Here is a 20,229-nt window from a genome sequence, read left to right on the forward strand (position 1 = left end):
GCTATGCCAAGTTTTCATTACTACTAAATTACCGAAAATAACAAAGTTACCGATCACAACAAAACTATTGATAAAGCGCATCTAAAAATTCAGGGATAAAACTACCTGTCCCATGGCAGCGCTGGGTTGCGGTTTCTCCGGCTTGCTTCATGATAGCGCAAGCAGCGGCAACATTTTGCAGCCTATCACCAGGTAGAGCACAACATGCAGCAACCACCGCAGAAAGAGCGCATCCCGTACCGACCACCCGAGTCATTAAAATATGGCCGCCAGTCACCGCAAAGGTGCGTGTTCCATCGGTGATGTAATCCACTTCACCGCTTATCGCAACAATAGTCTTAGCTTGTCTCGCTAATAATTGTGCCGCGGGGAGTGCATCATCAGTGGAGTTAAGGGAATCAACGCCTCTGCCACCTGCACTGCTTCCTGCTAACGCCATAATTTCAGAAGCATTACCGCGAATAGCGGCAGGTTTGAGTGTCAACAATTCATGGCAAAAATGGGTACGAAAGCTGAGCGCACCTGCAGCGACAGGGTCAAGTACCCAAGGTTTTTGTGCTTGATTTGCACTGTTAACCGCACATTTCATCGCATATCGACGCTCTGTCGTTAATGTGCCCACATTAATTAGTAAGCCATGTGCGATAGCGGCAAACTGCTCAGCTTCTTCGGGTTCAATCACCATGGCTGGGGAACAGCCGAGTGCTAATAGGACATTGGCAGTGAAGGTCTGAACAACATCGTTTGTCATGCAATGAACAAGAGGAGATTGAGAATTAAGTTGCTGTAGTACCAGTGATTTCGCCGTGTTACTGATGTGTTCAAATTCTAACATGATCCCCTCATTAATAGTGATAGAGTATAGGTTTGTTGATTTATTCTACACTCTATCTGTTTTAATGAAAGAACCGCTTAATCAGCAAGGTACTTCTCCATTACCATTCCACCAGCACCCTGAGCAACGATTTCATATGAATCATTGGCGGGATAAATGCGTGTCTTAATATGGGGGAAAATAGCGAGTTTTTCTTCAATCGACTTTTTGGTCATCTCAAAAAAGTGATTTTTAGGTGTCAGGGTGCCGCCGCACACCACCACATCGGCTTGAGTCGTTAAAATAGCATTAGCGATGGCGATACCATAATAATAGGCCGCTTCACCAAGCGCTTCGAGGCACAGGGCATCGTCCAATGTGAGAGCTTGGAAAATAGTATGGTAGCTAATTTCAGACTCATTATTAACTAATTCATTGATTATTGAACTTTTACCCAACCTGAGTTGCTGGATTACTCGTGCCTTAATCGCAGACAGTGAACTATATTGCTTTAAACAGCCAAATGACCCACATTCACAGCGCTGGCCATTAATATCAATCGTTGTATGGCCAAAGGCTTGAGCTGTACTAATGGGGGCCGGAGCGTATTGGTTATTGATGATGGTGCAACTGCGAATATCAGTATCACAGGTTGTGAATAAAAATCTTTGGCTATCAGAGGTATAGCGCAAGCGATACTCAGCAAAAGCCGCAAAACTAATCCCACTTCCGAGTAACACAAAACAAGGAACTTTACTGGAAATGTAGTCGTGAAGTTCTTTTATTCTTGCGTGGTATTGATGATATGGCAGTTTATCACGTTCTAAAATATGGTCGATGGCGATGCCGATACCCAACAAGCTTTCTACGCTAAGTCCATGTTCAGCTAATAAAATATCTAATCTGTTGAGCAGATGATCCACCATATTTTCTGCGGTTTCTAGGTGCTCATATTTCACTTTTACCATACCTAAAATATCCAATTTTAGGTTTTGTAAAACAATCGTTGAATATATATCACTCATTTCAATGCCAACAAGATAACCATCTGCAGCATTAATGTTATAGAGGATTGGTTTGCGGCCACCGGTCGACTCTCCGAGCTCAGAAGTCGAAATTAAGTGATTTCTCCCAAGTTCGTCGAGTAACCGAGCACAAGTTGCTGGTTTCATGCTAGCCAGTGATGTCAACGTCTCTGCCCTAATGGGACCATGGTTTAAAATTAATCGGTAAAGCGTTTTGAGTTTTTGTGTTTTTGAATTTTTTGAGGTGCGAAATTCATTTAATAGTGTATGTAACAAGCGCCTCACTCCTTTTCATTCCGACTCTATCGATAAAGATTAGCAAATATACGCATAAGATTCTGCTTCCTGTGACACATCATATCGAAATACTTTTTATTAAAATGAGATTAAGATCGCTGTTCTGTTTCTAAATTGCTTTATGATCAATTTTAACAATTTTTAGTCGATGTCAATTTGGAGACAACCATGCATCATACAAAAGATATTCTAGAAAGCTTAAGCTTTATTCAGTCTCGCACAGATATTAAACCAACAGTGGGCATTATTCTGGGTTCAGGACTCGGTCCGTTCGCGGATACATTAGAAAATGCAGTGCATATTCCTTATAGCGAAATTCCACACTTTGCTAAATCTGAAGCGGTAGGGCATGCCAATGAATTGGTGATCGGCACCATCGCAGGTAAAAATGTGGTTGCCATGAAAGGCCGTTTCCACTATTACGAAGGCTTTACCCTTGACCAAGTCACTTTCCCTGTGCGTTTGATGAAAGCGTTGGGTGTTGAAAAATTGATTATCACCAATGCCTGCGGTGCGGTAAATACCGACTTCAACCCAGGTGATCTGATGATTATTACCGATCATATTAATTTAACTGCAAATAACCCACTGATGGGGCCAAATAACCCTGAATTAGGGGTGCGTTTCTTGGATGTCAGTGAGGTGTATAACAAAGAATTACGCCAAACAATCAAGAATGTAGCGGCTGAACAAGGTGTTTCTGTCCGTGAAGGTGTTTATGCATGGTGGACAGGCCCAACTTATGAAACACCTGCCGAAATTCGTATGATCAGAACCTTAGGCGCAGATGCTGTTGGTATGTCTACCGTACCAGAAGCTCTGGTCGCTCATCATTCACAAATTAAAACAGTGGGCATTTCCTGCTTAACCAATATGGCTTGCGGTATTTTAGAACAGCCACTTAGTCATGACGAAGTTATTGAAACAGCTGAAAAAGTTAAAGCGACCTTCTTGAAATTAGTGACAGGCGTGATCGAACGCTTCTAATTTTTTAGGTTCTTTTTCTCAAACTAATATAAAGATGTCCATGACACTAAATAAGGTGAATATTGAAATGAAATTTAAAGGTCTAATTTTAGTTTCTTTAGGCGCTTGTAGTTATGGCATCCTTTCAACACTCGTCGTGTTGGCCTACCGCGCAGGGTATTCCTTGAATGATGTCATCGGTAGCCAAACGGTATTAGGTGCGATTTTACTGTGGTTTTTTGTTGTCGCAGGCGTATTAGTTAAAAAAGCACGTCTAGTATGGCCAACACGTCGGCAAGGCCTATTAATGTTACTCACTGGGACGACAACCGGGTTAACCGGGCTTTTGTATTATGCATCATTGCAATATTTATCCCCTGCACTTGGTGTCGTACTCTTTTTGCAATTTACATGGATGGGGGTTGCAATTAACGCATTTATTGACCGCAAAATTCCTCCCGTAATGACCATGGTGTCAGTTGTGGTGATATTAATTGGAACAGTATTAGCGACAGGTTTGTTAAACAGTTCAGGGATCGTGTTTCACTGGCTTGGTGTGCTATTAGGATTATGTGCAGCATTATCGAACGCTATTCGTGTTTACGTCAGTGGAGCATTAGCGGTTAAAACAGATCCTATGATGCGTTCTGCAATTATGGTAACAGGGGGCGCAATTTTGACATCAATTGTTGTTCCGCCAACATTCTTATTGAGCGCTTCAACGTTTCAATCTCTATTTTTCTCATACGGATTACCTCTGGCTTTCTTTGGTTCTTTCTTCGGTATGTGGATGTTTGCCAAAGGTACTCCACTGATCGGTACCAGTTTAGCGACCATTGTTAGCTCAATGCAGTTACCTGTCACGATTTTATTATCCGTAACGGTATTGCATTTACCTCTTGAATTCATTCAGTTTGTTGGTGTTGCTGTCATCCTTATGGGTGTTACCATTGCTGAGTTGAAAATAAAAACAAATAAATATAACTCCAAACGGAGCCTTGTATGAATATTAAATCCCGCTTGAAAATCATGCTTTTCCTGCAATATTTTGTTTGGGGAAGTTGGTTAGTTACACTCGGCTCGTACATGATGAAAACATTGAGTTTTTCAGGTGCAGAAGTCGGTATGGTGTATAGCTCAAAGGGTATTGCTGCTATTTTAATGCCCGGGCTTATCGGAATCATTGCAGATAAATACATTCCAGCAAATCGTTTATATATGATTTGCCATTTGATTGGGGCTGCTGCATTGTTTTATGCCGCAACAGTCACAAGTTCAACTATCATGTTCTGGGTGATGTTAATTAATGCAATGGCCTTTATGCCAACAATTGCACTCTCAAATAGCATCAGTTATTCATCATTAAGCCAATATCAGCTCGATTCAGTGAGTAACTTTCCACCTATTCGTGTGTTTGGTACGGTAGGCTTTATTGTTGCAATGTGGAGCATTAGCTTATTGAAATTTGAGCTAAGTAGTATGCAGCTTTATATTGCAGGTGGTTGTTCATTGCTTTTAGCGCTTTATTCACTAACTTTGCCAAAAATTGAAGTCAATAAAAAAGCGATTTCAAGTAGTTGGATCAGTAAGCTAGGTTTAGATGCTTTGGTGTTATTTAAAAAGCCTATTATGGCGGTATTTTTCTTATTCGCTATGTTACTTGGCGCTGTTTTACAAATCACGAATACATTTGGTAACCCATTCTTGCACGACTTCGGGCTGAACCCGTTATACCAAGATAGTTTGGTGGTACAGTATCCATCGATATTATTATCGATCTCTCAGATGGCTGAAGTGTGTTTTATCTTAGCAATTCCATTTTTCTTGAAACGCTATGGCATTAAAACAGTCATGTTATTAAGTATGTTCGCTTGGACACTACGCTTTGGTTTCTTTGCGTTTGGCGACCCATCAGCCATTGGTTTGATGTTCTTGATCATGTCGATGATTGTTTATGGCTGCGCATTTGATTTCTTTAATATTTCAGGCTCTATATTTATTGAAAGAGAAGTAGATACGCGTATGCGTGCGAGTGCCCAAGGCTTATTTATGACAATGGTTAACGGTGTTGGGGCCTATTTTGGTGCGATACTAAGTGGATTGGTTGTCGACTATTACACCGTGGATGGTATTAAAGATTGGCAAATGATTTGGTTAGTTTTTGCTTCTTATACTGTTGTATTGGCAATAATATTCCAATTTACGTTCCATTATCACCATGATAAAGACGCAGCACTGAAAGAAGCCAAATCTAGCTAAGATAAATCGTTATAAATAACATTCAATTTAAGAGAAAACCATAAATTTGGTTTTCTCTTTTTTGTTAGTTTTAACATTAAACATAATTACGTTTACCGCGTAAAATATGCTCAGTCAGCGTTTCTTCCGCAAGGGTAAATTCTTTTGCTTTGAGTTGCTCAACCAATTGCTGATGTTGGCGTGTAGATTCATAATAATATTCATTGCGATAAATAGGGTCGGGCTGAAAATATACTCGCTGGCGAATATTGTCCGCTAAATCTAAGAAAACTGAGTTATCCAGTAATTCTAAGAAGAAACGGTGGAATCGTTCATCTTCTTTTATCCAACCTTGATAGTCATTTTCCTTCAATAATTCATTTTGCCGCTCAATAATGGTCTCTAAAATAGAAAAATGCTCATTAGTTAAATATTCACGCACTAATTTAATTGCATGTGACTCAATTGCTAAGCGTAAATCATAATTATCTCGAGTCTCTTTTAACGATAGTTTCTGAATAAAAACACCTTTTCGAGGGATAATTTTGACTAAGCCTTCATTTTGCAATTGATATAAGGCTTCGCGAATTGGGGTGCGACTCATACCGAGTTCCTCAACTAAGCTATTTTCAGAGGTATAACTTTCCTCTCCAAATTGCTTACTGAGAATTTTATGCTTAATTGCGGTATAGGCTTGTTGGCTTAGTGGTTTATCTTTCATCAGGATCTTGTGTTAATAATAGAAATTTTAGTGAGTATAGAAAGGAATAGGCTGGTATACAAGTAATGCACTAGTTTTATATTATTTAGGGTGCTGTTAAATTTTGGTGGGTAATTGAACTTAACTTGTTGAATAAACCAGCATCCTTGCCAGTTTTTTAGACTAATACAGCTCAGGGCGCCGGTTTTGCATGCAAGGTAATTTTTCTCGTGTTTCTGCGGTATGCTGCGTTGATATTTCAGCAAAAAATAGTGTTTCATCGTAGCCAGCAGAGGCAATGGTTACGCCAAGCGCATCACAAACAAGGCTGCGGCCAATAAAAATATTACCAGTTTGGTCACATGCGCAGACAGGAATTGTGTTCTCCAAAGCGCGTGCTTTAACTAATGTTTGGTAATGCTCCTCTTTAAGTGGCCCACTTACCCATGCTGTGGGAACGAGTATAAGGTCTGCGCCAGCTAAGGTTAGTTTTCGAGCAACTTCTGGGAAACGCAACTCATAACAGACTAAAACGCCAATTTTGCCAAATTCAGTTTCCACAGGTTTTAACGCATTATTACTTTGAATAATGTTGAGGGATTCCTGATATGAAAAGGCATCATACAGGTGGGTTTTTTGGTAATGATAGATAAGCTCACCTTGGCGGTTCAACATAATTGTCGTGTTGAATGCTCTTTTCGGCTCATTCGGGGCACTTTCATAAATTCCACAAGTCACATAAATACCGCATTGTTTAGCGGTTTTTGCCAACTCGGAGACAAAAGGGCCATCAACAGGCTCTGCGACATCGGCATAGCTAATACCGCTATCTGCAGGAACAAATGCCATGAACATTTCCGGCAATAGGACGAGGTCGGCACCGCCTTGAGCAGCTTTTTGTATAGCGTCACAGGCTTTTTTTAAATTTAGAGCTTTATCTGGGCTACTGGCAAGCTGAGCAATTGCAATTTTCATGGAGTCTCCTTATTCAAAAAATTTAGCTGCACCTGAAATCGCCGCTAATGTTTCACCAGCATCAATGCGCTTTTTAACATCAATTTCAGCATGTTGAGCATTAAGGGCTCGTTGACGATATTCTTGCAGAGTAACTTCATCGGCGACTAAAATGCCATCACCATCTGCGATGATTAAATTACCGGGATGAATCGTTACGCCATCTATACTAATTGGCACATTAATTGCGCCTTCAATACCTAAGATTCGCGTCGTCAACGGGCTCACTTTACGTGCATAAATAGGAACACCAATCTCACGTAATGCTTTGATATCAGTGACACAACCATCAATAACTGCGCCGGCAATTTTCTTTGCCCGTGCCATGTAAGAAACCATTTCGCCCCAACAAGCACGATCATAATCCCCAGACATATCGATACAGACAACATCGCCTTCTTGCACGATGTCGAAAACCTTATGTACAGCAGATGAATCCATATGCGGAATACGTACAGTTACAGCATTACCAATAAATTGGCACTGTTCAATTTGTGGGCGTAATGTTTTTAGAAAACCGAAGTCGGTCATGTGTCCAATAGTTGACGGGCAAACATCACGGCAACTTTCGATAACTTCTGGGCTAAAACAGGCAACTCGAGGATTTAATGTAAACATAAGGACACCTTTATTTATTGAATATAATGTGTTTTGGGTAAAAATTAGTCAGGATTAACGGCAGCAGCTAAAGGTTTATCAGGCTGAATGAAAAACCAGCAAACAATCGCTAAACTGATAGGTATCACATTGAAAAGTAAAGCGACGGTCCAGCCAAAATGCTGTGCAAGCCAGCCACATAAAATAGGGGAAATAACACCACCGAGATTACCCCACAAGTTCATCCATCCACTGACCGAGCCAGCATATTGGCGGCCTTTATCTGCTGCGATTGCCCAAGAGGTCACAACTGGTAATCCTAGAGAGCCGAGCGCAAGGGTTAGCCATGCAACACTAGCGATGGCACTTTCAGTTTGAGCTGCGCCGCAAATCCCCACGATAAATAGAATAAAACCGGCAATCGCGATATAGCCCCTAGCGACTAACTGCGAGTACCCTTTGTTGAGTAACCAATCAGAAATTGAGCCTGCAGTGAGTACTGCGATACAAATTGCTAACCAAGGAAAACTGGCGGCTACGCCCATTTGGGTTAATGAAAAGCCTCGAGCTTCTTGTAAGTAGGTGGGTAACCAAATCATGAATAAGGTGGTCATATAGGCAACAAAAAAATATTGGAAGCCAACAGCCCAGAAAGGACGTTCTTTCATAAATTTGCGCCAAGGGGCTTTAACATCAGTACCGCCTTGCTCACTAATTGTTCGGCCTTCATGGATGAATGCGATTTCACTTTGAGAAATTTTAGGGTGTTGCTCAGGCTTATTTCTGGCAAAAAAATACCAAACCATGCCGATAAGAATGCCAATCACACCAAATATATAGAAAACGGCATGCCACCCGAATGAAATCATAATAAATACGGTAAGAGTGGGGGCAATCACAGGCCCAAAATAGGAACCGGCAAGTAAGAAGCTAGCGGCTCGTGCCTTTTCATTTTGGCGAAACCACCATGTATTAAAAACGGCATTTGCAGGGTAGAGCGGCGCTTCCCCAACGCCGAATAGGAAGCGTACGATACATAGCCAAATATAGGTAGGAGCCACGACAGTTAAGATGGTAAATGCAGACCAAATATATAGGCTGATGGTTGCGATTAGTCTGCTACCAAACCGCTCTGCAAGTATCCCGCTTGGGATTTGGGCTAGTGCATAGCCAAGAGAAAATAACGCACCCAAAAAGCCAAATTGAACTTTGCTCATTCCTAAATCGGTCATCATATGTTCGGCCACAATGGAAATATTGGCGCGATCCATATACGCAATCAAACCGATAATAAAAAATATTGCTGCTAATCCCCAACGTAAACGCCCTGGTGAGTCTTTCGTTGCTGGTGTTACAACAGAATCATTATGTGACATAGAGTTACCTTTTTATTGGTTTGTCGAGGTAATCAACCTTATTGTATTTATATTGAATTCAACTTGTATACAAGACGGATGTTAATAAGCAGTTATTGAGGTGTCAAAGATCTGTTTTGTTATCTGTGACTGAACTCAAAACATTTGATTGATTTATGAGCGAGATCTTATTTTTAGGAAAATAGATAGGTAATAAATTTTATTATGAAAAATCAAGTTTTTATGATTTCATGGGAAACGATTTAATCGACGTTACTAATTATTTGAGAAAGAATAATTAATACTGCTTCGGTATAAATTTTTTAATATCGTCGAAGGGGTGTTGTGGAGTATAGCTTCAAAAATCGTGACAACTAGCACCTATTTCGAGTAAATATTGAGAATATCTCCAAAAAAAGCCAAACGATAATTAAGGTCGATTAGCTTTTTATGGATTAAAATCGTCAAGGAGTGATTATTCAATATTCTGAATTTGTTCTCTCATTTGCTCGATTAATACTTTGAGTTCAACTGCAGAGGTTGTAACTTCGCTATTAATTGATTTTGACGCTAACGTATTAGCTTCGCGGTTGAATTCTTGCATCATAAAGTCAAGGCGGCGACCAGTTGCCTCTTTTTTCTTCAAGATATTACGCGTTTCTTTAACGTGAGCTTCTAGTCTATCCAGTTCTTCTGCAACATCAACACGTTGAGCCAATAGAATAAGTTCTTGTTCCAGACGGTTGTTATCCACTTGAATATCAGCTTCTTCTAACTTATTTTGTAAGCGTTCACGTTGCCACTGTAAAATTTCTGGCATATGTTGACGTACTTTTGCGACTTCAACTAAGACGCCATCAAGGCGTTGTTCGATGAGTGCATGCAATGAAGCACCTTCAGCTTCACGGCTTTGAATGAAAGCATCAATAGCTTCATCTAAGCCTGCCAGTAGCTGTTCGCTGATGACATCTAAATCTTGTTCACCTGCTGACATCACACCCGGCCAACGCAAAATTTCTAATGGGTTTATTTCACCTTCATGGCTGTAATTTTTAACCCAATTCGCAGCACTGATTAATTGGCGTGCTAATTGTTCATTTAGGATTAATTCACCACGATTTGCGCCATCTAACTCAAAGCGTAGGCTACATTCTACCTTTCCACGTGTTAGGCGAGAACGCAGACGTTCGCGAATAACGGGCTCAAGGCTTCTGAATTGCTCAGGTAAGCGAATATACGTTTCTAAATAACGTTGGTTCACGGAACGCAGCTCCCAGGCCGCATTCCCCCATTCACCCTTGATATCCCGACGGGCAAAAGCGGTCATACTACGGATCATAATTCGTTCCCATTATCGTAAAGATTTAGGCGATTATAACGCTATGCAGGATGACAGGATAGGCATTATCGCTTGAACAACGTATAATGCGTCCCAATTTGAGTTGATAATGGAGATAACACCATGCGCCCAGCAGATAGACAAGCAGACCAAATGCGCCCGATTACCATCACGCGCAACTATACTAAGCATGCAGAAGGCTCTGTTCTTATTGAGTTTGGCGACACGAAGGTGTTATGTAATGCAACTGTTGAAGAAGGGGTTCCTCGCTTTTTAAAAGGGCAGGGGCAAGGTTGGGTTACAGCGGAGTATGGCATGTTACCGCGCGCAACAAACTCACGTAATCAACGTGAAGCTGCACGAGGAAAACAAACCGGTCGTACGATGGAAATCCAACGTTTAATTGCACGTTCTTTACGTGCTGCGGTTGACCTTAAAAAATTAGGTGAATACACGATTACTTTAGACTGTGATGTTATTCAAGCGGATGGTGGTACACGGACAGCAGCGATTTCTGGTGCTTGTGTGGCGCTTGTTGATGCACTGAATAACATGGTTGAGCAAGGTAAAATTGCAAAAAGCCCACTAAAATCAATGGTTGCTGCCGTTTCGGTTGGAATTGTAAACCAAGAAGCTCTATGTGATCTTGAGTATGTTGAAGATTCTGCAGCTGAAACCGATATGAATGTTGTCATGATGGATGATGGCCGAATGATTGAAGTACAGGGCACCGCAGAAGGCGAACCGTTTAGTCATGAAGAGTTATTAGCCCTATTGGCGTTAGCTAAAACAGGTTTAAATACCATTTTTGAAGCTCAGCGAGAAGCGCTGAAGTAAGTTAATCATTAATTAGGCGGCTGAAAAGTCGCCTTTTTTATGCCTGCTGGTTCATCAACTAGTGTGCCAGCTTTGAAAATAGATAAATAATCATCAACGAGGAGAATGACCAATGAAAGCCTATCAGCGCGATTTTATTGAACTTGCCATGAAAAAACAGGTACTTAAATTTGGTGAGTTTACGCTGAAATCAGGTCGTAAAAGCCCTTACTTTTTCAATGCGGGGTTATTTAATACAGGGCGTGATCTGGCACTTGTCGGTCGTTTTTATGCACAAGCATTACAAGATAGCGCAATTGAGTGTGATGTCATTTTTGGTCCAGCGTATAAAGGGATCCCCATTGCAACGACGACAGCGGTAGCACTTTCTGAGCACCATGACATCGATATGCCATACTGCTTCAACCGCAAAGAAGCTAAAGACCATGGGGAAGGCGGCGTGTTAGTCGGAAGTCCTTTACAAGGGCGTGTTGTGGTAGTTGATGATGTGATTACCGCAGGGACGGCAATTCGTGAATCAATGGAAATTATTAAACAACAACAAGCTACGTTGAATGGTGTTCTGTTATGCCTTGATCGCCAAGAAAAAGGCAAAGGTGAAATTTCAGCAGTACAAGAGGTTGAGCGTGATTATGGTTGTAAAGTTTACTCAATTATTACCATGAGCGATTTAATCACCTATCTTGCTGAAAAGGAAGGTATGCAGGAACATTTAGCGGCTATGAAGGCTTATCGCGAACAATACGGAATTGAATAAAAAAAGCCCTCGCCCAATGATGGGCGGGGTGAGTAGTATAAATAATCGGTTATTGTAACTGAGCTAGAATTAAAGGCCAGCGCGATTCAAACTCGACGGTTGGCCGATAACGAAACTCAGAACGCACAAAACGAGAGAGCATCCCTTCACAAAAGGCTAGTAACTGAGAAGCAAGTAATGACTCATCATGAATAAACCCATGGCCATCACGTATTTTTTTCTCTTTTAAGACCTGCCGTAATTGTGATTCTATACGTTCAAATAATTGGTTAATACGATCTTGCAGCCTATCTTGCTCAAACATCAGAGCATGGCCAGTCATTATACGCGTAAGCCCAGGATTTTTCTCGGAAAACCCAAGTATTAGGGCAAGTATTAGTTTAATTCTAATTATCGTATCTTTTTCATCAGTTAAAATCAGATTAATGCGTGAAACTAATGAGTCTTCAATAAACCCAATAAGGCTATCGAACATTTTCATTTTACTCGGAAAATGACGATATAGCGCAGCTTCTGATACACCAACCGTAGCAGCAAGTTTTGCTGTTGTAATACGTTGGCTGCCATCACTACTTTCTAACATTAACGCAAGAGCCTGTAAAATCTCATCACGTCTGTTACGTTTTTGTGTTATCGCTTTTTCTGCCATGTCTAATAAGACCCCTGCTAAAACAGCAAAACAAACTATCCAAAATTTTGCTCTTAGTAAAGAGAGTTTCGAAGCAAAATGGATTTAAAAAATGTTTAAAATATAAGTAATGTTGAGCAAGCTTCCTGAAAGAAAATATGCGGCTGATTGTTTTTATTCATAAAGATAGAACCTAATTTAGGTTCTATCTAGCATATTAGTTATCAGGATGTTCTATTTATTGACGGCCAGAATGACCGAAACCGCCAGTTCCACGCTCGGTTGTGTCAAAATCATCAACAATATTAAATTCCGCCTGAACAACCGGGACAAACACCATTTGTGCCATACGTTCACCAGGTTCAATGGTAAAAGCTTTGTCACTGCGGTTCCAGACAGACACCATGAGCTGGCCTTGATAATCAGAATCAATGAGGCCAACGAGGTTGCCCAGTACAACGCCATGTTTATGACCTAAACCGGACCGAGGCAAGATGACTGCAGCAAGACTTTCATCTGCAATGTGAATGGCTAAACCTGTTGGAATAAGTTCTGTTTGACCTGGTGCCAAATCGATTGGTGCATCAAGGCATGCACGTAGGTCTAAACCAGCAGAACCTGTGGTGGCATAGGCTGGTAGAGGAAATTCATTACCGATACGGCTATCGAGGATTTTTAGGTCAATTTTTTTCATAACGTTGAAGTATCTCGTCAAGTAAATAGTGGCTTAATTCGTTTTTATTACAGTGAGGCAAACGGGTATCACCGTTTGCATCAAAAAGATGTAACGCGTTGTTATCGCTATTAAACCCGTTGTCTGCTAGTGAGACGTCATTGGCACAAATGAGGTCGAGTTGCTTTTGTTGTCGTTTTTGGCGTGCATATTCTTCCACATTTTGGGTTTCAGCTGCAAATCCAACAACATATGGCCTATTGTGTTTTAGGTTTCCGACACTAGCCACGATATCTGGATTTTTGATAAGTGTAATAGAAACTTCATCACCTTGTTTTTTTATTTTATTTTCAGCAATGTTTTTTGCGCGATAATCTGCAACTGCAGCGCAACCAATAAAAATATTTTGTTCAGCAATGGTTTGATGCACTTGTTCATACATCTCTAAGCCACTCATGACATCAATTCGGTTAACGCCTTCTGGTGTTTCAATATTTACAGGGCCCGCAATTAAAGTGACATCGGCACCACGTTGACTGGCTGCTTTAGCAATGGCAAAACCCATTTTCCCCGAACTATGGTTACTAATAAAGCGAACTGGGTCTAGCGCTTCCCGTGTTGGGCCCGCAGTGATCATTAATTTGATGCCTTGTAAGTCGAGTTTAGGGGTAAAAAACTCATTGGCTAGACGAACAATTTCTAGTGGGTCAATCATGCGACCAGGGCCAATATCACCACAGGCTTGGCTACCTGCATCTGGCCCCCAAATCATACATTGACGTTGTTGCAATTTGATTAAATTTTCTTGGGTTGCTTTTGCTCGGTACATTTGTTGGTTCATTGCTGGCACAAGTGCAATCGGTGCTGCGGAAGCAAGGCAAACTGTTGTGAGTAAGTCATTTGCCATTCCTGCACTGAGGCGAGCAATTAAATCCGCAGTAGCCGGTGCTAGAATAATGAGATCTGCCCATTTAGCCAGTTCAATATGGCCCATAGCAGCCTCAGCAGCAGGGTCTAGCAGGTCATCAGAAACGGGATGCCCTGAAACGGCTTGCAAGGTTAAAGGTGTAATAAAGGCTTTAGCACCTTGAGTCATCACAACGCGTACTATCGCACCTTTATCGCGCAAACGGCGGGTGAGTTCAGGGATTTTGTACGCAGCAATGCCCCCACTAATACCAATAACTATCTGCTTACCTAATAGTGACAGTTGATTCATTATTTTTATCCAATTCGGTCAACATGGGAGGCATATTACCACAGAGAAGCGCGAGGTGGCGCGCTCGATTTTTCATCACAGTACTATTTTTGCGAAGCGCTACGCAAACCCTTATGAGAGTGATTGTGAATGTTTTTTAGACTAGATAAAAAGGAAGCAAGGGATTTAGGGACAAAAAATATGATGAGTGAACATCTAGACCTACCACCAAGGGAAAAGCTACTCGCATACGGGGCAGCTGCGTTATCTGATGCTGAACTACTCGCTATTTTTCTACGTACAGGGAGCCAAGGCGAACCCGTTTTACAGCTTGCGAAGCGTTTAATACAGGAGTTTGGTTCAGTATATTTGCTTCTACAAGCAGACTACGAAAAACTCAAGCAATGTAAAGGAATGGGGAGTTGTAAATTTACCCAATTACAGGCTGTGAGTGAATTAGCTCGCCGTTTTTTCTCTGAACAATTTTTACATGAAGATGTGATGACTGGGCCTGAACAGTTGAAAGCAAAGTTGTTGGATTTGTTCGCAGGGCAAGAGCGTGAAGTTTTTGTCGTGATATTTTTAAATAATAAAAATCAAATTATTTGTCATGAAGAGTTGTTTAAAGGTACTTTAAACAAAGTTGAAGTTCACCCCAGAGAAATCATTCGCTTTGCCATAAAAATGAATGCAAACGGGATTATACTCGCCCATAACCATCCATCAGGTAATCCGGAACCAAGCGTAGCAGACAGGCAAGTGACAGAGCGTATCCAACGTGCTTGTACTATTATGGGGATTAAATTGCTTGACCATTTTGTCGTTGGGCATAAGCAATGTGTGTCATTTGTGGAGCGAGGATGGTTATAAAATTATTTTTTTGCCTAAAAAATGACAACTTTCTTTGTGTTGGGCTTGAGTGAAAACGATGGAAAGCGTATACTACGCCACCTTTAAGGATCTTGGGTTTGGCGAGAAGGGCCTATCTCAGTAAATTTTTACGTTTTAGTAAAGTAAATCTTTATTTAGGTATCAACGGTTTTTTCAGTCAATGAAAGTTTGCTGAGATGGGCTCCTAAGCCTGACGAGGCGGCCATACCCAGAACAAAAAAGCTCGAGCTGATTAGATTTTTGGAGAATAGACATGTCACGAGTCTGCCAAGTTACTGGCAAGCGTCCAATGAGCGGTAACAATCGTTCACACGCATTAAACGCGACCAAACGTCGTTTTTTGCCAAACCTGCACTCTCACCGTTTCTGGGTTGAGTCTGAGAAACGTTTCGTAACACTGCGTGTATCTGCTAAAGGTATGCGTGTTATCGATAAAAAGGGTATTGATGCTGTTCTTGCTGAACTGCGTACCCGTGGTGAGAAGTACTAAGGAGCTAAAAAATGGCTAAAGGTATTCGCGAGAAAATCAAGCTAGTCTCTTCTGAAGGTACAGGTCATTTCTATACCACTACGAAGAACAAGCGCACAATGCCAGAAAAACTGGAACTGAAAAAATTCGATCCAGTTGTTCGTAAGCATGTGATCTACAAAGAAGCAAAAATCAAATAATTTTGCTTTCTGCGTTAAAAACTCAGCTTCGGCTGAGTTTTTTTTTACCTAAAATTTGGGTTGTCGCGGATATGTGCATTCGAAGCTATGACCATTATTATGAAAGTAGTAACATAGTGAGTATTCATTGAATTAATAATGATATTTGTTGTCGAATGACTATTGTCTTTTACATATAGACTTGATTAAGAGTGCCTGGTGAAAAAACAGTTTAAAAAAATTCTTGTGATCAAGATGAGGTTTCATGGGGACATGTTGCTGACAACACCCGTTATCAGCTCATTAAAACACCGATATCCTGATGCTGAAATTGACGTTTTGCTTTATCAGGATACTATCCCCATTCTCTCTGAAAATGCTGAAATTAACGCTTTGTACGGCATGGCGGGGAAAAAAAGTAGTGGGCTGAGTAAAGCATGTAATTTTATTAAGCTACTGCTAAAGCTGCGTAAAAATAAATACGATTTAGTTGTTAACCTTGCAGATCAGTGGATGGTGAGTGTATTAGTTCGGGCTATTCCTGCTGACACAAAAATTTCCCATCAATTTACCCATCGAGATTCTAAATACTGGCGTAATAGTTTTACGCATTTGATAGAACCTGAAGGCGAACACGTTGTTCTGAATAACCTATCAGTGCTCAAGCCGTTAGAAATAAAAGAATTAAAAACGCATCTAACGATGTCTTATTCAGAGCAGGATTGGAAAAATATTGATGAAAGGTTACTAAGCTTAGGTGTCCATAGCAGCTATGTCGTTATTCAACCAACAGCGCGCCAAGCTTTTAAGTGTTGGGATAATGAAAAGTTTTCAGCCGTCATTGATGCATTGCAGTCTCGTGGTTATCAAGTGGTTTTAACATCGGGACCGAGTAAAGAAGATTTAGAATGTATCAGTGATATTGCAAATGGTTGCCAAACAACGCCTGTTACTGAGCTTGCAGGAAAGACTTCATTTCCAGAGTTAGGCGCACTGATTGCTCATGCCGCTCTATTCATCGGTGTTGATTCTGCACCGATGCACATTGCTGCTGCAGTCAAAACACCAATTGTGTGTCTTTTCGGTGCGACAAATCATATTTTTTGGCGGCCTTGGAGCGATAATAGTGTGCAATTCTGGGCCGGAGACTATGAACCTATGCCTCCGCGAGATGAACTTGACCGCAGTAAAAAGTATTTATCTATTGTCCCTGCATCCGATGTAATTAAAGCCACAGAGAAAATATTGCCGATGAATATTCGCTCTATGATGACAAGGTATTAACATGAATCTGGCATTTTGCTTATATAAATACTTTCCGTTTGGTGGGTTACAGCGGGATTTTCTACGTATTGCAACGGAATGCCAATCACGTGGGCATCACGTACGTGTCTATACCCAATCATGGGATGGTGATAAGCCTAGCGGCTTTGAAATTATTATCGTGCCGGTGACATCAAAAACGAATCATGGACGAAACGCACAATATTGTGACTGGGTGTTGGCGCATTTAAAGCAGCATCCTGCTGAGCGGGTAGTTGGTTTCAATAAAATGCCAGGACTAGATATTTATTATGCAGCAGATGTTTGTTATGCACAAAAAGTCGCTGAAGAAAAAGGTTTTTTTTATAAGCTGACGCCTCGCTATAAACACTATGCCGCATTTGAAAAAGCTGTTTTTGCAGTGGGAAAGCCGACACAATTACTCATGTTAACGCCACATCAAATTAGTCATTTTAAAGAGCATTATGGGACTGAAGATGTGCGTTTTCATATGCTGCCTCCCGGTATTGCCCAAGATAGAAAGTATGATAAGCAAGTTGCGGAAGCTAAAAAAGTTTATCGTGAAAAAAATCAAATACCTGAATCTGCATTTTTAGTATTGCAGGTGGGTTCTGACTTCAAACGTAAAGGCGTCGATCGCACCATAAAAGCCATTGCGGCATTACCCGAAGAGATTAAGAAAAGCACGTTATTAATGGTAGTTGGCCAAGATAAGCCGGCGAAATACCAGCAGTTAGCAAAAACGTTAGGCATTGGTTCGCAAGTCTCTTTCTTTAGTGGACGTAATGATATTGCAGAATTAATGGCTGCAGCCGATATATTAATGCATCCGGCTTACCAAGAAGCTGCTGGTATTGTGTTATTAGAGGCAATTACCGCGGGTTTACCGATTATTGTCACAGAAGTGTGTGGATATGCTTCATTTATTAGCCAAGCTAAATGCGGTATTGTGGTAAATGAGCCCTTTGAGCAAACGGTTCTGAACTTGGCTCTAGAAGATAGTTTAAAAAATCCGGTTCAATTAGCACAATGGGCAAGTAATGCGCGATATTTTGCCGATACAGAAGATTTATATAGTTTACCAGAAAAAGCCGCAGATATTATTTTAGGGGAAGCGAATGATTGAGTTAAAACCCCCTTTTAGTGAATTGTGGAAGAATAAAGATCCATTTATCGAGGCGGATAAGCTACAAGGTGAAGTTTTTCGTGCGTTAGAATCGCGTAAAACTCTGCGTTTTGAACTTGAGGGACGCAGCTATTTTATAAAAATTCATTATGGGACTACACTAAAGGAAGTTCTTAAAAATCTATTTTCTTTTCGGTTGCCGGTATTAGGCGCTGATCGAGAGTGGAATGCTATTCATCAACTGACTCAAGTGGGAGTTGACACGATGAATGGTCGAGCTTTTGGGCAAAAAGGGATTAACCCTCTTCGTCGTCACTCCTTTATTATTACTGAAGATTTGACCCCGACGGTGAGTTTGGAAGATTATTGTGCAAATTGGCTAGATAACCCGCCAACTTTTAGTACCAAACAAATGATTATTCGTCGTGTTGCGAAGATGGTGCGTAAAATGCACGCGACCGGTATTAACCATCGTGATTGTTATATTTGCCATTTTTTACTGCATTTGCCATTTACGGGAAATGAAGAACAGTTAAAAATATCAGTAATTGATTTACATCGGGCACAACTCAGAAATTCTGTTCCAACCCGTTGGCGCAATAAAGATTTAATTGGTTTATATTACTCATCATTAAATATTGGGCTAACTCAGCGTGATATTCTTCGTTTTATGAAAATCTATTTTGGCTTATCGCTGCGAGTTATTTTGCAACAAGAAGCATCATTGATAGCTAAAGCGGAAAGCAAAGCTGCACAAATTAAAGAACGCACAATTAGAAAGTCATTGTGAGTCAAAGAGAGAAGAGAGATATAAATGTTCTTCAATAAAGAAAATGCGGTTACACAGCAAATTGATTTATCGTCACCAGACGCTATTGTTAATAATGATAGCTTACATATTTCCTATGGGATTGACCGTAATTTTCTATATGGTTGTGGGATCTCGATTGCTTCTCTATTAAAAACAAATCCTGATATCTCTTTTTCATTTCATGTGTTTACTGACTACTTTGATGATGAGCAAAGTAAATTATTTAAACAGCTCGCAGAGCAATATAAGACGAGTATTAAAGTTTATTTAGTTGACTGTGAACAGCTTAAATTGCTACCAAGTACCAAAAATTGGTCATATGCAACTTATTTCAGGTTTATTATTGCGGATTACTTTTCAAATCAGCTAGATAGAATGATCTATATGGATGCAGATATTATGTGTCAAGGAACGCTGCAGCCACTGTTAAATATTCCGTTTAAAGATGATGAAATAGCTGCAGTTGTGCCTGAAAGGGATAGTATTTGGTGGCAAAAAAGAGCTGATGCGTTAGGGATCCCGAGCATCGCTTCGGGGTATTTTAATGCAGGTTTTTTAGTCTTAAATTTAGTGAATTGGTCAAAATTTGATATCTCAACGAAAGCAATGGACTTACTTTCTCAAGATGTTGTTAAAGCAAAATTATCCTATTTAGATCAAGATATCTTAAATATGCTATTAACAGGGAAAGTCATTTACCTTGATGGCAAATACAACACTCAATATAGTATTAATTATGAGCTGCAAAAAGGCAAAAAAGAGAACCCAATAACGCCTGAAACTGTATTGATTCATTATATTGGCCCAACTAAGCCTTGGCATGAGTGGGCTAATTACCCAACAGCTCAGCCCTTTATTAATGCAAAAAATGCATCACCTTGGAAAGACATTCCGTTACTGAAGGCTAACAGCAGTAATCATTTGCGCTATTGTGCTAAACATATGTTTAATCAGGGAAAAATTCTCTCTGGTATAAAAAATAATCTTCAGTATTTTTTGGTTAAATTAAGTAAATAATAATTGGGCAAGTT

General features: G+C 40.5%; 22 protein-coding genes. 12 read left to right on the forward strand and 10 right to left on the reverse strand.

The genetic code is table 11. The annotated features are described in order from the left end of the window. Positions 1 to 64: 64 nt before the first annotated feature. Together thiM and PR683_RS16585 are read right to left on the reverse strand one after the other, a co-directional pair. Positions 65 to 835, reverse strand: coding sequence for a hydroxyethylthiazole kinase (gene thiM / locus PR683_RS16580; RefSeq protein WP_004906861.1), 771 nt, complete (start codon positions 833 to 835; stop codon positions 65 to 67). A gap of 77 nt (positions 836 to 912) precedes the next feature. Then, a complete protein-coding gene (locus tag PR683_RS16585; RefSeq protein ID WP_117162975.1) occupies positions 913 to 2,115 on the reverse strand; it encodes an ROK family protein in 1,203 nt (400 codons plus the stop codon). A gap of 189 nt (positions 2,116 to 2,304) precedes the next feature. On the opposite strand from PR683_RS16585, the gene PR683_RS16590 reads away from it, so the two are divergent. The 3 genes from PR683_RS16590 to PR683_RS16600 all read left to right on the forward strand — a co-directional run bounded on the left by PR683_RS16590 (position 2,305) and on the right by PR683_RS16600 (position 5,361). Then, entirely contained in the window at positions 2,305 to 3,123 is an 819-nt protein-coding gene (locus tag PR683_RS16590; protein WP_004906865.1) for a purine-nucleoside phosphorylase, read from the forward strand. A gap of 67 nt (positions 3,124 to 3,190) precedes the next feature. After that, positions 3,191 to 4,108, forward strand: coding sequence for a DMT family transporter (locus tag PR683_RS16595; protein WP_004906867.1), 918 nt, complete (start codon positions 3,191 to 3,193; stop codon positions 4,106 to 4,108). Continuing rightward, the gene (locus PR683_RS16600) at positions 4,105 to 5,361 is read left to right on the forward strand and encodes a nucleoside permease (RefSeq protein ID WP_109912530.1); all 1,257 of its coding nucleotides are present in this window, start codon (positions 4,105 to 4,107) and stop codon (positions 5,359 to 5,361) included. Before PR683_RS16595 ends, PR683_RS16600 begins: the two co-directional genes overlap by 4 nt. 76 nt (positions 5,362 to 5,437) lie before the next feature. On the opposite strand, the gene PR683_RS16605 is transcribed toward PR683_RS16600, so the two are convergent. The 5 genes from PR683_RS16605 to PR683_RS16625 form a co-directional block, all read right to left on the reverse strand. After that, a complete protein-coding gene (locus PR683_RS16605; protein WP_109912529.1) occupies positions 5,438 to 6,061 on the reverse strand; it encodes a GntR family transcriptional regulator in 624 nt (207 codons plus the stop codon). Positions 6,062 to 6,223: 162 nt separating this feature from the next. Beyond that, the gene (locus PR683_RS16610; protein ID WP_004906873.1) at positions 6,224 to 7,015 is read right to left on the reverse strand and encodes a carbon-nitrogen hydrolase family protein; all 792 of its coding nucleotides are present in this window, start codon (positions 7,013 to 7,015) and stop codon (positions 6,224 to 6,226) included. Between the two features lie 9 nt (positions 7,016 to 7,024). Next, positions 7,025 to 7,672, reverse strand: coding sequence for an RraA family protein (locus PR683_RS16615; RefSeq protein ID WP_004906874.1), 648 nt, complete (start codon positions 7,670 to 7,672; stop codon positions 7,025 to 7,027). A 44-nt stretch (positions 7,673 to 7,716) separates the two neighbouring features. Continuing rightward, positions 7,717 to 9,027: an MFS transporter gene (locus PR683_RS16620; protein ID WP_109912527.1), complete on the reverse strand. Its 1,311-nt coding sequence runs from the start codon at positions 9,025 to 9,027 to the stop codon at positions 7,717 to 7,719. 454 nt (positions 9,028 to 9,481) lie between these two features. Then, on the reverse strand, positions 9,482 to 10,345 hold the full coding sequence (locus PR683_RS16625) for a YicC/YloC family endoribonuclease (RefSeq protein WP_004906895.1): 864 nt from the start codon (positions 10,343 to 10,345) through the stop codon (positions 9,482 to 9,484). 123 nt (positions 10,346 to 10,468) lie between these two features. Between PR683_RS16625 and rph the strand changes: the two genes are divergently transcribed. Together rph and pyrE are read left to right on the forward strand one after the other, a co-directional pair. Continuing rightward, complete coding sequence (gene rph / locus PR683_RS16630; protein ID WP_004265108.1) at positions 10,469 to 11,182, forward strand: ribonuclease PH; 714 nt, start codon at positions 10,469 to 10,471, stop codon at positions 11,180 to 11,182. Positions 11,183 to 11,294: 112 nt separating this feature from the next. Beyond that, positions 11,295 to 11,939, forward strand: a complete 645-nt coding sequence (pyrE, locus tag PR683_RS16635; protein ID WP_004906896.1) for an orotate phosphoribosyltransferase — start codon at positions 11,295 to 11,297, stop codon at positions 11,937 to 11,939. A gap of 49 nt (positions 11,940 to 11,988) precedes the next feature. On the opposite strand, the gene slmA is transcribed toward pyrE, so the two are convergent. The 3 genes from slmA to coaBC form a co-directional block, all read right to left on the reverse strand. Then, positions 11,989 to 12,588 carry a nucleoid occlusion factor SlmA gene (gene slmA, locus PR683_RS16640; RefSeq protein WP_004906897.1) on the reverse strand — a complete coding sequence of 200 codons (600 nt, stop codon included), beginning with the start codon at positions 12,586 to 12,588 and terminating at the stop codon, positions 11,989 to 11,991. Between the two features lie 217 nt (positions 12,589 to 12,805). After that, positions 12,806 to 13,261 carry a dUTP diphosphatase gene (dut, locus tag PR683_RS16645; protein ID WP_117162977.1) on the reverse strand — a complete coding sequence of 152 codons (456 nt, stop codon included), beginning with the start codon at positions 13,259 to 13,261 and terminating at the stop codon, positions 12,806 to 12,808. Further along, complete coding sequence (gene coaBC / locus PR683_RS16650; RefSeq protein ID WP_004906899.1) at positions 13,248 to 14,459, reverse strand: bifunctional phosphopantothenoylcysteine decarboxylase/phosphopantothenate--cysteine ligase CoaBC; 1,212 nt, start codon at positions 14,457 to 14,459, stop codon at positions 13,248 to 13,250. Before coaBC ends, dut begins: the two co-directional genes overlap by 14 nt. A gap of 180 nt (positions 14,460 to 14,639) precedes the next feature. Between coaBC and radC the strand changes: the two genes are divergently transcribed. The 7 genes from radC (at position 14,640) to waaO (ending at position 20,215) form a co-directional block, all read left to right on the forward strand. Continuing rightward, the gene (gene radC, locus PR683_RS16655) at positions 14,640 to 15,308 is read left to right on the forward strand and encodes a RadC family protein (protein ID WP_004906900.1); all 669 of its coding nucleotides are present in this window, start codon (positions 14,640 to 14,642) and stop codon (positions 15,306 to 15,308) included. A 274-nt stretch (positions 15,309 to 15,582) separates the two neighbouring features. Next, a complete protein-coding gene (gene rpmB, locus PR683_RS16660; protein ID WP_004265123.1) occupies positions 15,583 to 15,819 on the forward strand; it encodes a 50S ribosomal protein L28 in 237 nt (78 codons plus the stop codon). 11 nt (positions 15,820 to 15,830) lie between these two features. Then, positions 15,831 to 15,998 (forward strand): 50S ribosomal protein L33, encoded by a 168-nt coding sequence (gene rpmG, locus PR683_RS16665; RefSeq protein WP_004265124.1) that lies wholly within the window; start codon positions 15,831 to 15,833, stop codon positions 15,996 to 15,998. 198 nt (positions 15,999 to 16,196) lie between these two features. Beyond that, positions 16,197 to 17,261: a lipopolysaccharide core heptosyltransferase RfaQ gene (rfaQ, locus tag PR683_RS16670; RefSeq protein ID WP_042851478.1), complete on the forward strand. Its 1,065-nt coding sequence runs from the start codon at positions 16,197 to 16,199 to the stop codon at positions 17,259 to 17,261. A gap of 1 nt (position 17,262) precedes the next feature. Beyond that, positions 17,263 to 18,387 carry a glycosyltransferase family 4 protein gene (locus tag PR683_RS16675; RefSeq protein ID WP_123382698.1) on the forward strand — a complete coding sequence of 375 codons (1,125 nt, stop codon included), beginning with the start codon at positions 17,263 to 17,265 and terminating at the stop codon, positions 18,385 to 18,387. Then, positions 18,380 to 19,177, forward strand: coding sequence for a lipopolysaccharide core heptose(I) kinase RfaP (gene rfaP, locus PR683_RS16680; protein WP_004906907.1), 798 nt, complete (start codon positions 18,380 to 18,382; stop codon positions 19,175 to 19,177). Before PR683_RS16675 ends, rfaP begins: the two co-directional genes overlap by 8 nt. 24 nt (positions 19,178 to 19,201) lie before the next feature. Next, positions 19,202 to 20,215, forward strand: a complete 1,014-nt coding sequence (waaO, locus tag PR683_RS16685; RefSeq protein WP_004906910.1) for a lipopolysaccharide 3-alpha-galactosyltransferase — start codon at positions 19,202 to 19,204, stop codon at positions 20,213 to 20,215. Positions 20,216 to 20,229 lie beyond the last annotated feature (14 nt).

Source organism: Providencia sp. PROV269 (assembly GCF_028477785.1).
Taxonomy (GTDB): domain Bacteria; phylum Pseudomonadota; class Gammaproteobacteria; order Enterobacterales; family Enterobacteriaceae; genus Providencia; species Providencia rettgeri.

Coding starts and splice junctions, on each gene's coding strand:
- slmA (WP_004906897.1), bottom strand. CDS start 12,588: ATGGCAGAAAAAGCGATAACACAAAAACGTAACAGACGTGATGAGATT.
- PR683_RS16595 (WP_004906867.1), top strand. CDS start 3,191: ATGAAATTTAAAGGTCTAATTTTAGTTTCTTTAGGCGCTTGTAGTTAT.
- PR683_RS16620 (WP_109912527.1), bottom strand. CDS start 9,027: ATGTCACATAATGATTCTGTTGTAACACCAGCAACGAAAGACTCACCA.
- PR683_RS16615 (WP_004906874.1), bottom strand. CDS start 7,672: ATGTTTACATTAAATCCTCGAGTTGCCTGTTTTAGCCCAGAAGTTATC.
- PR683_RS16625 (WP_004906895.1), bottom strand. CDS start 10,345: ATGATCCGTAGTATGACCGCTTTTGCCCGTCGGGATATCAAGGGTGAA.
- rpmB (WP_004265123.1), top strand. CDS start 15,583: ATGTCACGAGTCTGCCAAGTTACTGGCAAGCGTCCAATGAGCGGTAAC.
- thiM (WP_004906861.1), bottom strand. CDS start 835: ATGTTAGAATTTGAACACATCAGTAACACGGCGAAATCACTGGTACTA.
- PR683_RS16590 (WP_004906865.1), top strand. CDS start 2,305: ATGCATCATACAAAAGATATTCTAGAAAGCTTAAGCTTTATTCAGTCT.
- PR683_RS16600 (WP_109912530.1), top strand. CDS start 4,105: ATGAATATTAAATCCCGCTTGAAAATCATGCTTTTCCTGCAATATTTT.
- PR683_RS16675 (WP_123382698.1), top strand. CDS start 17,263: ATGAATCTGGCATTTTGCTTATATAAATACTTTCCGTTTGGTGGGTTA.
- rfaP (WP_004906907.1), top strand. CDS start 18,380: ATGATTGAGTTAAAACCCCCTTTTAGTGAATTGTGGAAGAATAAAGAT.
- dut (WP_117162977.1), bottom strand. CDS start 13,261: ATGAAAAAAATTGACCTAAAAATCCTCGATAGCCGTATCGGTAATGAA.
- waaO (WP_004906910.1), top strand. CDS start 19,202: ATGTTCTTCAATAAAGAAAATGCGGTTACACAGCAAATTGATTTATCG.
- pyrE (WP_004906896.1), top strand. CDS start 11,295: ATGAAAGCCTATCAGCGCGATTTTATTGAACTTGCCATGAAAAAACAG.
- radC (WP_004906900.1), top strand. CDS start 14,640: ATGATGAGTGAACATCTAGACCTACCACCAAGGGAAAAGCTACTCGCA.
- PR683_RS16610 (WP_004906873.1), bottom strand. CDS start 7,015: ATGAAAATTGCAATTGCTCAGCTTGCCAGTAGCCCAGATAAAGCTCTA.
- coaBC (WP_004906899.1), bottom strand. CDS start 14,459: ATGAATCAACTGTCACTATTAGGTAAGCAGATAGTTATTGGTATTAGT.
- rpmG (WP_004265124.1), top strand. CDS start 15,831: ATGGCTAAAGGTATTCGCGAGAAAATCAAGCTAGTCTCTTCTGAAGGT.
- rph (WP_004265108.1), top strand. CDS start 10,469: ATGCGCCCAGCAGATAGACAAGCAGACCAAATGCGCCCGATTACCATC.
- PR683_RS16605 (WP_109912529.1), bottom strand. CDS start 6,061: ATGAAAGATAAACCACTAAGCCAACAAGCCTATACCGCAATTAAGCAT.